At 71.6% G+C, this 13,602-nt stretch carries 10 protein-coding genes and 1 pseudogene; 6 read left to right on the top strand and 5 right to left on the bottom strand.

Annotation, left to right across the window (positions count from 1 at the left end; translation table 11 throughout):
* Together ADK57_RS07595 and ADK57_RS50955 are read right to left on the bottom strand one after the other, a co-directional pair.
* On the bottom strand, positions 1-993 hold the full coding sequence (locus ADK57_RS07595; RefSeq protein ID WP_234390027.1) for a DNA-binding protein: 993 nt from the start codon (positions 991-993) through the stop codon (positions 1-3).
* 186 nt (positions 994-1,179) lie between these two features.
* Positions 1,180-1,320: pseudogene (locus tag ADK57_RS50955) on the bottom strand (helix-turn-helix domain-containing protein); the annotation flags it as partial.
* Between the two features lie 526 nt (positions 1,321-1,846).
* Here ADK57_RS50955 and ADK57_RS07590 point away from each other — a divergent pair.
* On the top strand, positions 1,847-4,000 hold the full coding sequence (locus ADK57_RS07590) for a primosomal protein N' (protein WP_053748583.1): 2,154 nt from the start codon (positions 1,847-1,849) through the stop codon (positions 3,998-4,000).
* Positions 4,001-4,156: 156 nt separating this feature from the next.
* On the opposite strand, the gene ADK57_RS07585 is transcribed toward ADK57_RS07590, so the two are convergent.
* The gene (locus ADK57_RS07585) at positions 4,157-4,699 is read right to left on the bottom strand and encodes a hypothetical protein (protein WP_053748582.1); all 543 of its coding nucleotides are present in this window, start codon (positions 4,697-4,699) and stop codon (positions 4,157-4,159) included.
* Positions 4,700-5,027: 328 nt separating this feature from the next.
* Between ADK57_RS07585 and fmt the strand changes: the two genes are divergently transcribed.
* Both fmt and ADK57_RS07575 read left to right on the top strand, forming a co-directional pair.
* Positions 5,028-5,960, top strand: a complete 933-nt coding sequence (gene fmt, locus ADK57_RS07580) for a methionyl-tRNA formyltransferase (protein ID WP_053748581.1) — start codon at positions 5,028-5,030, stop codon at positions 5,958-5,960.
* A 62-nt stretch (positions 5,961-6,022) separates the two neighbouring features.
* A complete protein-coding gene (locus ADK57_RS07575) occupies positions 6,023-7,441 on the top strand; it encodes an RsmB/NOP family class I SAM-dependent RNA methyltransferase (protein ID WP_053748580.1) in 1,419 nt (472 codons plus the stop codon).
* 62 nt (positions 7,442-7,503) lie between these two features.
* Here ADK57_RS07575 and argG read toward each other — a convergent pair whose 3' ends face one another.
* Both argG and ADK57_RS07565 read right to left on the bottom strand, forming a co-directional pair.
* Entirely contained in the window at positions 7,504-8,949 is a 1,446-nt protein-coding gene (gene argG / locus ADK57_RS07570) for an argininosuccinate synthase (RefSeq protein WP_053748579.1), read from the bottom strand.
* A 49-nt stretch (positions 8,950-8,998) separates the two neighbouring features.
* Positions 8,999-11,170 carry an MMPL family transporter gene (locus ADK57_RS07565; protein ID WP_053748578.1) on the bottom strand — a complete coding sequence of 724 codons (2,172 nt, stop codon included), beginning with the start codon at positions 11,168-11,170 and terminating at the stop codon, positions 8,999-9,001.
* 134 nt (positions 11,171-11,304) lie between these two features.
* On the opposite strand from ADK57_RS07565, the gene rpe reads away from it, so the two are divergent.
* The 3 genes from rpe (at position 11,305) to ADK57_RS07550 (ending at position 13,533) form a co-directional block, all read left to right on the top strand.
* Positions 11,305-11,991: a ribulose-phosphate 3-epimerase gene (gene rpe, locus ADK57_RS07560; RefSeq protein ID WP_053748577.1), complete on the top strand. Its 687-nt coding sequence runs from the start codon at positions 11,305-11,307 to the stop codon at positions 11,989-11,991.
* A 78-nt stretch (positions 11,992-12,069) separates the two neighbouring features.
* Positions 12,070-13,113, top strand: a complete 1,044-nt coding sequence (locus ADK57_RS07555) for a sugar-binding transcriptional regulator (protein ID WP_053748576.1) — start codon at positions 12,070-12,072, stop codon at positions 13,111-13,113.
* Positions 13,114-13,218: 105 nt separating this feature from the next.
* A complete protein-coding gene (locus ADK57_RS07550; protein WP_053748575.1) occupies positions 13,219-13,533 on the top strand; it encodes a barstar family protein in 315 nt (104 codons plus the stop codon).
* Positions 13,534-13,602 lie beyond the last annotated feature (69 nt).

The following is a 13,602-nucleotide window of genomic DNA, read 5'->3' as shown; positions in this document are numbered from 1 at the left end:
TCAGCCACCGTGCGGGTGCAAGGCGGCCGTGAGAACGGGGGACAGGTCGGCCACGGCCTGACTGTTCCGGAAGCGGGCGAGGGTGCGGGCGAGTCGACGTACGTCGAGGCGGATCGTTGCCGAGTCGGCGGTCTGCACTGCGGGAATGAGATCACGGATGAGGGCGCAGGCGTGATCGACCTCGCCGCTGCGGGCGTGCGCCAGGGCCCTGCGGATGCCGTAGCGTGCCCGGGTGCGCAAGGCGTGGGCCGGCAGCCGGGTGCAGGCCTCGTCGAGTACGGCCGCGGCCTCCCGAGGGCGGCCCAGGTCGACCAGGCACCATCCGGTGATCATGGTGATCGGGTCGACGAGGTGGGTCGTGCCCAGCTGTGGCGTCGCGGGGTCCGGCCGGTCGGCGTCCAGCAGCGTGCGCGCCTGATCGAGGTGACGCAGGCATGCGGCGCGGTCGCCCGCCAGTGCGTGAGCCTGGCCGACGTGCTGGGCCGCCAGTCCGCGGATGCGCACCGGAAGCCGCGGCGAGCAGGCAGCCGATGCGAGCGAGATCGCGTCGGCTGCATCGCCTCGGTAGTAGCTGATCAGCGCGCGCCGAGTGAGCGCGTACGCGGCGAGGTCCGGGTCCCCGGCCTCTTCTGCGAGCCGTACGGCGTCGTCGGTCCAACCGAGGGCGGCCGCGTCGTCCCCTGCCTCCTGAGCCATCCAGCCGACGAACTCGGCATAACGCGCGGACAAGTTGAGCAATCCCGGTCGGGTACGAGCCCCACAGCGTGCTGCCAGGTCACCGAGGGCCCGCGTCTGCTCGGCAAGTACGGGGAGCAGCGCGCCTGGCGGGGAGAGCTGTCCCAGCCGGCGGTACTGGTCGAAGAGGTCCCGGGACACCGACAGGAGATCGGGGCCGGGGTCTGGACAGCCGGTGTCCGGGTGCAGGGGCTGTGCGGAAGCAGGTGGCCCGGCCGTGGCGGTGGCACTCAGGACCGACACGGCGCCCACTGCCATGAGCTGTCGCCGGGTGGGTGCTGACCGGCCGGGCGGATTATGGGCGGCTGTACCGCGTCGCATGGTTGCTCCTGCCGGTTCGTCGGACGGACTGGGGCGGGAGGCGACCAGAGTGCCCGGTGCGAGATCGGAAAGGGCGCCGTCCGCGTCGAGTGCCGCGTCGCACAAGCGGGCGAATTCCGGAGTCGGACGCTTTTGTCCGGTCTCGATCTTGCTGAGTTGGCCCTTGCTGTAGTGCACTGACGAGGCGAACTCCGTGAGCGTGAGCCCGGCGGATATGCGTAATCGGCGTAGTTCGACGCCGAACGTCGGCCTTTCGTACAGCATGTGCCCCCCTCGTGCCGATGCCCGCCGATACCGTTGGATGCCTGCGACCCGTGACAGCGTCGGCCGGGCGAGGTGGTCCGGGCAAGACGGTCGGCGGAGTTTCCCGTTTCCACTTCGGACACCGGATCTTCTACCTGGCCAAGGGGCCGGTGCATGCCCGAGAGGCCCGGTGACGGCCGGAAGGCGGGCGGAAATGGCTGGCCGATTGGGCTTGTGGATTCGTAGGGTGGTGATCTCCCGGTGCGATGGTCGCGGGTACTTCTGTGGAGTGTGCCCAAGGTGCGCTGTGAAGCTGAGCTTTGCGTCCCGCTGCCGCTTTTGATCTCGGGAGGTTCGACGCCGGGGCGTCCGGTGCGAAGGTGACGGATACTTCGGGGCCGGCAGGTCACCGCGGGTTCGAATCCCGCCGCCGGCCGGGGTGTGGTCCCGGTGGTGTGGCCGAGTGGTCCAAGGCAGAGTGTGTGCCGTTGCCGTCGGAGATCTCGGGCGCCGTCGGTTGTCAGTGGGGTTTGGTAAGAATGCAGGTGTGAGCAGCGAGAACGGGTCGGTGGACGGTGGGGCCGAGGGGGCGCCGCCCGAGCAGCTTGCGCTCATTCGGGAGAGTGTGCGGAAGGCGAAGGCGCCGCGGGCGAAGCCCCGGACCTGGCGGGGGGCCGCGCTGGCCAAGGAACTGCCCGTTGCTCGGGTGCTCGTCGACAAGGGTGTGTTGCACCTTGATCGGTACTTCGATTACGCCGTGCCGGAGGAACTGGACGCCGAGGCGCAGCCGGGCGTGCGGGTGCGGGTGCGGTTCGGGGCCGGGCGGCATCGGGTGCGGGACGGGCGGCGTGAGGGTGGGGGGCTGATCGGCGGGTTTCTCGTCGAGCGGCTCCCCGAGTCGGACTACTCCGGGCCACTTGCCGCGCTGGCCCAGGTGGTGTCGCCGGAGCCGGTGCTGAGTGAAGAGTTGCTCGGGCTGGCTCGGGCTGTGGCCGATCGGTACGCCGGGAGTCTTGCCGACGTGCTGCAGCTTGCCGTGCCGCCGCGCAGTGCGCGGGCCGAGCAGCGGCCCTCGCCCGCGCCGCTGCCACCGCCGAGTGCGCCCGAGGCCGGGTCCTGGGGGAGGTACGAGCACGGGGCCGCGTTTCTCGAGGCGCTGGCTTCCGGGGGTGCACCGAGGGCCGTGTGGAGCGCGTTGCCAGGGCCGGAGTGGAGCGAGGAGCTGGCGCGGGCCGTGGCGGCGACGCTGGCCTGCGGGCGCGGTGCGCTGGTCGTGCTGCCGGACGGGCGGGCGGTCGCGCGGGTCGACGCCGCGCTGACGGCGTTGCTGGGGGAGGGGAGGCATGCCGTGCTGACCGCCGACGCCGGCCCCGAGAAGCGGTATCGGGAGTGGCTGGCCGTGCGGCGGGGCTCCGTGCGGGCGGTCGTCGGGACGCGGGCCGCCATGTTCGCCCCCGTCCAGGATCTCGGACTGGTCGCCGTCTGGGACGACGGCGACGACAGCCACAGTGAGCAGCACGCGCCCCAGCCTCATGCGCGAGAGGTGCTCTTGCTGCGAGCCGCACAGGACAAGTGCGGCTTTCTGCTGGGGAGTTGGAGTTGCACCGTCGAGGCGGCACAGCTCGTGGAGAGTGGCTGGGCCCGGCCGCTCGTCGCCGGGCGGGAGCAGGTGAGGGCCACCGCTCCGCTCGTCCGGACCGTCGGTGATGGCGATCTCGCGCGGGACGAGGCCGCTCGCGCCGCCCGGCTGCCCACCCTCGCCTGGCAGGTCGTCAGAGAGGGGCTGCGCCACGGACCGGTGCTCGTGCAGGTTCCCCGGCGGGGTTACGTACCGCGGATGGCGTGCGCCAACTGCCGGGCGCCCGCGCGCTGTCGGCACTGCGCCGGGCCCCTGGAGGCGCAGGAGTCCGGGGCCGCGCTGCGGTGTGGTTGGTGCGGGCGCGACGAAGGTGGCTGGCACTGTCCGGAGTGCGGTGCGTTCCGGTTGCGAGCGCAGGTCGTGGGAGCGCGGCGGACCGCGGAGGAGCTCGGGCGGGCGTTCCCTGCCGTGCCGGTGCGGACCTCCGGGCGTGAGCAGGTGCTGGACACCGTGGCGTCCGCGCCCGCCTTGGTGGTGAGCACACCGGGGGCCGAGCCCGTCGCCGAGGGCGGGTACGCGGCCGCGCTGCTGCTGGACGGCTGGGCCATGCTCGGGCGGCCCGATCTGCGGGCCGGTGAGGACGCGTTGCGGCGGTGGATCGGGGCGGCGTCGCTGGTACGGCCGCAGGGTGCGGGGGGCACGGTCGTGATCGTCGCCGAGCCCACGCTGCGGCCCGTGCAGGCCCTGGTGCGGTGGGACCCCGTCGGCCATGCGGTGCGGGAGCTCTCCGAGCGGTCCGAACTGGGATTTCCGCCGGTGTCGCGCATGGCGGCCGTGTCGGCGCCCGCGCAGGCGCTCGCCGATTTCATGGGGGCGGTGGAACTGCCCCCGGAGGCGGAGGTGCTGGGGCCCGTTCCGGTGCCGGTGACGACCGCCGGGCGCCCGCGACGAGTGGGGGCGCCGCCTCCCGGGGAGCACTGGGAGCGGGTGCTGATCCGGGTGCCGCCGGGGACGGGCGCGGCACTGGCGGCCGCGCTGAAGGCGGCGCAGGCGGCGCGGATGGCGCGTGGGGGCGGGGAAGCGGCGGTTCGGGTGCGGATCGATCCGCCTGACATCGGCTGAGGTGGCCGCCAACAGGGGTGTTTCGCCGAGCGGCCGGGCCCGGGGACACGCGGCTGCCCTCCCGGATGCGCCGGGAGGGCAGAGGTGGATGTGCTGGCCGTCAGCCGTCAGCCGTCAGCCGTCAGCCGTCAGCCGTCAGCCGTCAGCCGTCAGCCCTCAGCCGTTGCGGGGGGCGGGGAAGGCGTTCGGCCTGGCCTCGTCGCGGAGGGAAGGGCTGCCCGCCGTGGGCTGGGTCGGCATCGAACGCGCGGCGGGGACCGTGGGCACGGGGGAGATGCCGGAGCCCACGTTGACCGTGTGGGATGCCGCGGGGTCCGTGGTCCGCTCGGGTTCGGTCGCCGCCTGGGCCGCGGCGCGGCGGGCGCCGTAACGGCGGTGCACGGCCTGCTTGGTGACTCCGAGGGCGGAACCCACCGCGTCCCACGAGAAGCCGAGTGAGCGGTCGAAGTCCACGGCGGCCGTGACCAAGGTCTCGACACTGTCCCGCAGTTCCTGGGCGAGACGGACCGTCGGGGCGGGGGCGCGTCCGTAGACGACGAAGCCCGTGGAGGGGCCGGAGCGGCGCGGGCGGTAGACGTTGCCCAACTGGGCGGTGAGTGTGCGCAGTGCGTCCACCTGCCGGCGGACCCGCTCGATGTCCCGCACCAGCAAGTGCAGGCTGGCCCGAGCCTGGGCGTCGTGGGTTGCGTGGTCGGCCATGAACAAGCCTCTCGAACCGGCGATGAAAAGGATCGGGCCGCCCGATGTGGGGCCCGTTGTGGTCAACTCTGTCTTGACCAACGCGTCTGCGCTCCGCTGGTCACGCATCGGGGGCGTGTGAGCTTTTGCGTGCGCCGGGAGGTGGGAGGTTTACGCCTCGGCCTTCGGCCCCGACTTGGTCTCCCACCCTCGCACCACCCGTTTCCAGTTGGACGAAAAGTGGACCTCTCCGGCGGGGGCTGCTCGCTGTCGGCGGCTGCTCCGTACGGGGTCATAGACTTGGGCGCTGCCCGCATCCGCCCCCCGCCCGAGAGGCCCGAACCCACCCATGAAGCTCGTCTTCGCCGGCACCCCCGAGGTCGCCGTTCCCGCTCTGGACGCTCTGCTCGCCTCCGGGCGGCACGAGGTGGCCGCTGTCGTCACGCGGCCCGACGCGCCGGCCGGTCGTGGGCGGAGGCTGGTCGCGTCTCCCGTCGCCGAGCGGGCCGAGGACGCCGGGATCGAGGTACTGAAGCCCGTCAGGCCCCGGGATCCGGAGTTTCTCGAGCGGCTGCGCGAGATCGCACCGGACTGCTGCCCCGTCGTCGCCTACGGCGCGCTGCTGCCCCGCGTCGCCCTCGACATCCCCGCCCACGGCTGGGTCAACCTGCACTTCTCGCTGCTGCCCGCCTGGCGCGGGGCGGCGCCCGTGCAGCACGCCGTCATGGCGGGGGACGAGATCACCGGAGCTTCCACCTTCCTGATCGAAGAAGGGCTCGACTCCGGGCCCGTCTACGGGACGGTCACCGAGGAGATCCGGCCCACCGACACCAGCGGCGACCTGTTGACCCGGCTCGCCTTCGCGGGCTCCGGGCTGCTCGCCGCGACGATGGACGGGATCGAGGACGGCACGCTGAAGGCCGTACCGCAGCCGGCCGAGGGCATCACCCTCGCGCCGAAGATCACCGTCGAGGACGCCCAGGTGGACTGGGCGACCCCGGCACTGCGGGTGGACCGGGTGGTGCGCGGATGCACGCCGGCGCCCGGCGCCTGGACCACCTTCCGGGGCGAGCGGCTCAAGCTCATTCAGATCCGGACCGTGCCCGAGCGGACCGACCTGGCCCCCGGTGCGCTGTCCGTCGGCAAGAACGACGTCCATGTCGGCACGGGGTCGTACGCCGTCGAGCTGCTGTGGGTGCAGGCCCAGGGCAAGAAGCCGATGAAGGCCGCCGACTGGGCGCGCGGGGTGCGCATCGGCGACGGCGAGACCCTCGGCGCCTGAAGCGGGGGGCCGCGGACTTACGCTTGGTGCGTATCCACCTCTGAACCCGGAGCACCTTTTTCGTGAGCGACCAGCCCCGTCGGCCCCGCCCCGCCGGCAAGCCCTACCGTCGGCCCCAGAAGGATCCCGTCCGCATCCTCGCCTTCGAGGCGCTGCGGGCCGTGGACGAGCGCGACGCGTACGCCAACCTCGTCCTGCCGCCGCTGCTGCGGAAGGCGCGGGAGAAGGGCGACTTCGACGGGCGGGACGCGGCCCTCGCGACCGAGCTGGTGTACGGGACACTGCGGCGGCAGGGGACGTACGACGCCGTCATCTCCACCTGTGTGGACCGGCCGCTGCGTGAGGTCGACCCGCCGGTGCTCGACGTGCTCAGCCTCGGCGTCCACCAGCTGCTCGGAACGCGCATCCCGACCCATGCCGCCGTCTCCGCCTCCGTCGAGCTCGCCCGGGTCGTGCTGGGCGACGGGCGGGCCAAGTTCGTCAACGCCGTGCTGCGGAAGGTCGCGCAGGACGACCTCGACGGGTGGATCGCGAAGGTCGCTCCGCCCTACGACGAGGACCCCGAGGACCACCTCGCCGTGGTGCACTCGCATCCCCGCTGGGTCGTCTCCGCGCTCTGGGACTCGCTCGGCGGCGGGCGCGCCGCGATCGAGGAACTGCTGGAGGCCGACAACGAGCGGCCCGAGGTGACCCTCGTCGCCCGGCCCGGCCGGTCCACCACCGATGAGCTGCTCCGGGAGGAGGCCGCGGTGGCCGGGCGATGGTCGCCGTACGCCGTGCGGCTGACCGAGGGCGGCGAGCCCGGTGCCATCGAGGCCGTACGGGAAGGCCGGGCGGGCGTGCAGGACGAGGGCAGTCAGCTCGTCGCGCTGGCCCTCGCCGACGCGCCCCTCGAAGGGCGGGACGAGAAGTGGCTCGACGGGTGTGCCGGGCCCGGCGGCAAGGCCGCGCTGCTGGCCGCCCTCGCCGCCGAGCGCGGGGCCTTCCTGCTCGCCTCCGAGAAGCAGCCGCACCGGGCCGGGCTCGTCGCCAAGGCCCTCGACGGGAACCCGGGGCCCTATCAGGTCATCGCCGCCGACGGGACCCGGCCGCCGTGGCGGCCCGGCTCCTTCGACCGGGTGCTGATGGACGTGCCGTGCACCGGGCTCGGGGCCCTGCGGCGGCGACCCGAGGCCCGGTGGCGCAGACGCCCCGAGGACCTCGACGGGTTCGCGCCGCTGCAGCGCGGCCTGCTGCACACCGCGCTCGACTCCGTGCGGGTCGGCGGGATCGTCGGCTACGCCACCTGCTCGCCGCATCTCGCCGAGACCCGGGCCGTCGTCGCCGACGTGCTCAAGCAGCGCCCCGAGGCCGAACTCGTCGACGCACGGCCCCTGCTGCCCGGCGTGCCGGATCTCGGCGACGGCCCCGACGTACAGCTGTGGCCGCATCGGCACGGGACCGACGCCATGTATCTGGCGCTGATTCGGAGGACCGGCTGACGGCCGGGTGACGCAGAAGGCCGGCTCGACACCGAGCCGGCCTTCTGCGTTCGTGCCGCGGGTCAGTCCGTGCCGGACTCCATCGCGGCGCGGTCCAGCATCTCCTCGTCACCGGAGGCCTCGCCGCGGGAGGCGATGGCCTCGGCGCCCCCCTCGGGCATGGTGCCGATCAGCCCGGTCGCGGCCGCCTGGGCGGCACCGATGGCGGTGTCCGCGGTGCCGATCAGACCGAGCCCGGCGTACTGCTCCAGCTTGGCGCGCGAGTCGGCGATGTCGAGGTTGCGCATGGTGAGCTGGCCGATCCGGTCCACCGGGCCGAACGCCGAGTCCTCGGTGCGCTCCATGGACAGCTTGTCCGGGTGGTAGCTGAACGCCGGGCCCGTGGTGTCGAGGAGCGAGTAGTCCTCGCCGCGCCGCAGCCGCAGCGTCACCTCGCCGGTGACGGCGGTGCCGACCCAGCGCTGCAGCGACTCGCGCACCATCAGCGCCTGCGGGTCCAGCCAGCGGCCCTCGTACATCAGCCGGCCCAGGCGCCGTCCCTCGTTGTGGTACTGGGCGAGGGTGTCCTCGTTGTGGATCGCGTTGACCAGGCGCTCGTAGGCCGCGTGCAGCAGGGCCATGCCGGGCGCCTCGTAGATGCCGCGGCTCTTGGCCTCGATGATCCGGTTCTCGATCTGGTCCGACATGCCCATGCCGTGACGGCCACCGATGGCGTTGGCCTCCATCACCAGGTCGACGGGGGAGGCGAACTCCTTGCCGTTGATCGTGACCGGGCGGCCCTGGTCGAAGCCGATCGTCACGTCCTCGGTGACGATCTCGACCTCGGGGTCCCAGAACCGTACGCCCATGATCGGCTGCACGGTCTCCACCCCGGTGTCCAGGTGCTCCAGGGTCTTGGCCTCGTGGGTGGCGCCCCAGATGTTGGCGTCGGTGGAGTACGCCTTCTCCGTGCTGTCCCGGTAGGGCAGGCCGTGGGCGAGCAGCCACTCCGACATTTCCTTGCGGCCGCCGAGCTCGGTCACGAAGTCCGCGTCCAGCCAGGGCTTGTAGATCCGCAGGTGCGGGTTGGCGAGCAGGCCGTAGCGGTAGAACCGCTCGATGTCGTTGCCCTTGAAGGTGGAGCCGTCGCCCCAGATCTGGACGTTGTCCTCGAGCATCGCCCGGACCAGGAGGGTGCCCGTGACGGCGCGGCCGAGGGGCGTGGTGTTGAAGTAGGCACGCCCGCCCGAGCGGATGTGGAACGCCCCGCAGGTGAGCGCGGCCAGGCCCTCCTCGACCAGCGCCGCACGGCAGTCGACCAGGCGCGCGATCTCGGCACCGTAGGTCTTCGCACGGCCGGGCACCGAGGCGATGTCGGGCTCGTCGTACTGGCCGATGTCGGCGGTGTAGGTGCACGGGACGGCACCCTTGTCGCGCATCCACGCGACCGCGACCGAGGTGTCGAGGCCGCCCGAGAAGGCGATGCCGACGCGCTCGCCGGCGGGAAGGGAGGTGAGGACCTTAGACATAGGAAGAGTATGCATAATCTCGCATGATCATGCAAAGGGGGATCGGGCCCTATGTTGTCGGGCCGGACTGGCTCACCTTCTCCGTCTCGGTCACCGCCGCCGCGCCCCCGTCCTCACGCGCCAGCCGGTGCGGCCACCACACCTTCGGGCCGATGTCCAGGAACAGGGATGTGACCAGCACCGACCGCACGATGAACGTGTCGATCAGAACGCCCAGGGCCACCGCGAAGCCGAGTTCGGCGAAGGCGACCATCGGCAGGGTGGCGAGGGCGGCGAAGGTGCCCGCGAGGACCAGGCCCGCAGAGGTGATGACCGCACCGGTCGCGGCCAGGCCTGTCAGCACGCCCTTGCGCGTGCCCTGGCGGGTGGCCTCCTCACGGATACGGGTGGTCAGGAAGATGTTGTAGTCGATGCCCAGAGCGACCAGGAAGACGAACACGAACAGCGGGAAGTCCGTCGTTTCGCCCGCGTAGTCGAAGAGGTACCGGAAGGCGAGCGCACTGATGCCGAGGGCCGCCGTGAACGACAGGATGACCGTCCCGATCAGCAGCAGCGGGGCGATCAGCGCACGCAGCAGCACACACAGGATCAGCAGGACGACGGCCAGCACCAGCGGGATGATCAGAATGTTGTCGTGCGTGGTCGCCTTGTCCATGTCCAGCAGGGCTGCCGTACCGCCGCCCACCTGGGCGTCGGCGTCCGGCACCGCGTGCACGGCGTCCCGGACCCGCTCCACGGTCTGTTTCGCGTCCTCGCTGTCGGCCGGGTCGGTCATGGTGGCCTCGAACAGCACCTTGCCCTCGAAGGACGGTTTGGTGCCCGGCGGCAGACCGAGCGACTCGGGGACGACTCCCCGGGTGGCGGCGACCGCCTCGCCGACCTGCTGCGCCTGCGCCTGGTTGCTGACGATGACCAGGGGATCGCCGCTGCCCGCCGGGAAGTAGCGTGCCGAGACCTCCTGGCCGACGATCGAGTCCGGTTTCCCGGTGAACGCGTCGGCGTTGTCGATGCCCTCGGCGCGCAGCTGGATCAGGCCGAGCGAGCAGATCGCCAGCACCGCCGCGGTGACGCCCCAGACCATGCGGGGACGGACGGCGATACGGCGGCCCATGCGGGCCCAGACGCCCCGGTCGGCCGGGTTCGGCGTGCCGAGGTGCGGGATCACCGGCCAGAAGATCCAGCGGCCGAAGATCACCAACAGGGCGGGGAACAGCGTCATCATCGCCAGCAGGGCGACCGCGACGCCGATCGCGGCGACCGGACCGAGGCCGCGGGTCGAGTTCATCTCGGCGGCCAGCAGCACCAGCATGCTCAGGGCGACGGTGGCGCCGGAGGCGAGCACCGCCGGGCCCGCGCGGTGCAGTGCCAGCGCCATCGCCTCGTGCCGGTCCTCGTGCCGGCGCAGCTCTTCCCGGTAGCGGGCGACCAGCAGCAGGGCATAGTCCGTCCCCGCGCCGAACACGAGCACCGTCAGGATGCCCGCGCTCTGGCCGTTGACCGTGAGGCCCGCGTGTTCCGCCAGGAAGTAGATCAGCGCCTGCGCGGTGAACAGGGCGGCGATCACCGAGAGCAGCGGGACCAGGATGAGTGTGGGGCTGCGGTAGGTGAGGAGCAGCATCACGATGACCACGCTCATCGCCGAGATCAGCAGCGTCGAGTCGATGCCCTCGAAGGCCTCGGAGAAGTCGGCGGACGTGCCGCCCGGGCCGGTGATGTGCACGGCGAGCCCGTCTCCGCCCTCGCCGACGATGTCGCGGATGGAGTCGACCGCGGGCCCGATCCGCTCCCAGCCCTTCTCGTCCATGGTGATCGGCACGAGGATCTGGGCGGCGCGGGGGTCGGTCTGCCGGTCGTAGACCGGACCCCGGGTCTCGTCGCCGCGGATGCCGTGGTCGGTCAGCTGTTTGAGTTCGGCCGTGTCCTCGGTGATCTGCGCCCGGTCCTGGGCGGTCAGGCCGTCCTCGCGGGCGAACACGACGATCGCGGGGATCTGCTCGGGCCTGAAGTCCTCGGAGATCTCCAGGACTTGGGTCGATTCGGCGGAGCCGGGCAGCCAGGAGGCCGCGTCGTTGTCCTGGGCGTCGGTGAGTTTCTGGGCGAAGGGCGCCGTCAGGAACAGCACCACCAGCCACAGCAGCAGCACCAGCCACTTGGCACGCCGCCCGCACACCAGATGCGCGATGCCTCGCTGAGCCTGCTTCTGTTCCTGGATCTCCGTCATGGCCACCCCCGCAGCCCCATGTCGACCAGACCGGCGGCCCAGCATGGCACGCACGGCCCCCGCGCAACATCCGATGAACGGCTTAGGTCCGGACCGGCGCGAACATCAGTGCCCGGACGTGGCAGTCTTGGGGCATGGCCGCGCAGATCAATCCCAGCATCCTGTCCGCCGACTTCGCCCGCCTTGCGGACGAGGCGAAGGCGGTCGAAGGAGCCGACTGGCTTCACGTCGACGTCATGGACAACCATTTCGTCCCGAACCTCACGCTCGGTGTACCGGTCGTAGAGTCGTTGGCCCGTGCGACGGACACTCCGCTGGACTGTCATCTGATGATCGAGGCCCCCGATCGGTGGGCGCCCCAGTACGTAGAGGCGGGGGCCGGTTCCGTCACCTTCCACGTCGAGGCGGCCGCCGCTCCGGTCCGGCTCGCCCGGGAGATCCGCGCCAAGGGAGCCCGCGCCTCCATGGCGCTGAAGCCCGCGACGCCCATCGAGCCGTACGAGGATCTGCTCCCCGAGCTCGACATGCTGCTGATCATGACGGTGGAGCCGGGTTTCGGGGGACAGGCGTTTCTCGACATCATGCTCCCGAAGATTCGCCGCACTCGCGAGTTGATCAGCAAGCACGGTCTTGAGCTGTGGCTTCAGGTCGACGGCGGCGTCTCGGCCGCCACCATCGAGCGCTGCGCGGACGCGGGCGCCGACGTCTTCGTCGCCGGCTCGGCGGTCTACGGGGCATCGGACCCGGCCGAGGCGGTACGTGCATTGCGCACGCAGGCTGAGGGGGCGACTGCCAAGGCGAGCTGGGCGTGCGACCACTGAACCAAGGGAACGTGAACGGCTCTCATCAGGGCTGATCAAGTGCGCCGGATCTGCAAGGATGAACGGCGAATCCAGAATGTGAACAGCAGTGAGGAGATCGCCGTGTCGGGTATGTCGGCGGGCCGGTCAGCCATGCGGATGGGACCCGCTGAGCTGGTGCAGGCGGCGGCCATGGCCCGCCGCTTCTACCTCGAGGGCAAGTCCAAGATCCAGATCGCGGAGGAGTTCGGCGTCAGCCGCTTCAAGGTGGCCCGGGTGCTGGAAACCGCTCTCGAACGGGATCTCGTACGCATCGAGATCCGCGTGCCGGCCGAACTGGACGCCGAGCGCTCGGACGCGCTCCGTGCCCGGTACGGCCTCAGGCACGCAGTGGTGGTCGAGTCCCCGGCCGAGGCCGAGGATTCGCCCGATCCCGAGAACCTGGGGGAAGTGGCCGCCGACCTGCTCGGCGAGCTCGTGAACGAAGGTGATGTGCTGGGACTGGCCTGGGGCCGGTCCACCATCCACATGGCGGCGGCGCTGGACCGGCTGCCGCCGTGCACGGTGGTCCAGTTGACGGGCGTGTACGACGCGGGGACCGCCGAGCGTGGCTCGGTGGAGGCGGTGCGGCGCGCCGCCCAGGTGTCGGGAGGCGACGCCCACCCCATCTACGCGCCGATGCTGCTGCCGGACGCGGCGACCGCGGCGGCGCTGCGCAACCAGACCGGGATCGCCCGGGCCTTCGAGTACTTCGACAAGGTCACGGTCGCCTGTGTCTCCATCGGCTCCTGGGAGCCGGGCATCTCGACGGTGCACGACATGCTCAGCGACGAGGAGGTCTCGCACTACGCCTCGCTCGGTGTCGCCGCCGAGATGTCCGCGCACCTCTTCGACGCCGAGGGCCGCCGGGTCGGACGGGACCTGGGCGAGCGGTGCATCACCGTCAAGGCCGACCAACTGCGCCGTATCCCGGAGGTCGTCGCCATCGCCGGGGGGCAGCGCAAGGCGGGCGCGATCGACGCGGTGCTGCGGTCCGGGCTCGTCACCAGCCTGGTGACGGACACGTCGGCCGCGGACTACCTGATGACGGCGGGACCGACGCCGAAGCCGGCGCTCAACCGGTCGGACCCGGACGGGATCTGACGAAGCGTCCGAAGGGGGGCGGTCGTGGCGGTACGCCGCCATGGCCGCCCCCTTTGTGGTCCACTACACCGACGATCACCACAACTCCTCCAGGGCGGTACAGAGATGACGGAACACGTGGTCACGCTCGACCTCGACGGGGTCACCGACAAGGCGGGTCTCATGGACCGCTGCGCCCGGGCCCTGGGGCTGCCCGACTGGTTCGGCCGCAACTGGGACGCGCTGGCCGACAGCCTCTCGGACCACACCGTCTGGCCCGAGGACGCCGTCGAGAGGGGACTGCTGATCGTCGTACGAAACTGGGAGCCGTACGCGAAGGCCCTCCCCGAGGAGTGGCAGATCGCTCAGGAGGTGTTCTCCGGGGCGGCGGACCGGACGCAGGCACTGACCGTGACGCTCGCCCTTGGAGATTCCTCCTAAGGCCCCTCTGACCTGCCTGGACGATCCGCCCGTGTATCGCATTCCGGTCGCCATGGGACAATGAAGTAC

Source organism: Streptomyces sp. MMG1533, assembly GCF_001279775.1.
Lineage (GTDB): Bacteria > Actinomycetota > Actinomycetes > Streptomycetales > Streptomycetaceae > Streptomyces.
This window is presented reverse-complemented; position numbering and strand designations above follow the sequence as displayed.

Bases quoted from the DNA above. Each gene is read 5' to 3' on its own strand.
- ADK57_RS07595 (WP_234390027.1), bottom strand. From the start codon at position 993: ATGGCAGTGGGCGCCGTGTCGGTCCTGAGTGCCACCGCCACGGCCGGG.
- rpe (WP_053748577.1), top strand. From the start codon at position 11,305: ATGGCCGCGCAGATCAATCCCAGCATCCTGTCCGCCGACTTCGCCCGC.
- ADK57_RS07550 (WP_053748575.1), top strand. From the start codon at position 13,219: ATGACGGAACACGTGGTCACGCTCGACCTCGACGGGGTCACCGACAAG.
- fmt (WP_053748581.1), top strand. From the start codon at position 5,028: ATGAAGCTCGTCTTCGCCGGCACCCCCGAGGTCGCCGTTCCCGCTCTG.
- ADK57_RS07585 (WP_053748582.1), bottom strand. From the start codon at position 4,699: ATGGCCGACCACGCAACCCACGACGCCCAGGCTCGGGCCAGCCTGCAC.
- ADK57_RS07565 (WP_053748578.1), bottom strand. From the start codon at position 11,170: ATGACGGAGATCCAGGAACAGAAGCAGGCTCAGCGAGGCATCGCGCAT.
- argG (WP_053748579.1), bottom strand. From the start codon at position 8,949: ATGTCTAAGGTCCTCACCTCCCTTCCCGCCGGCGAGCGCGTCGGCATC.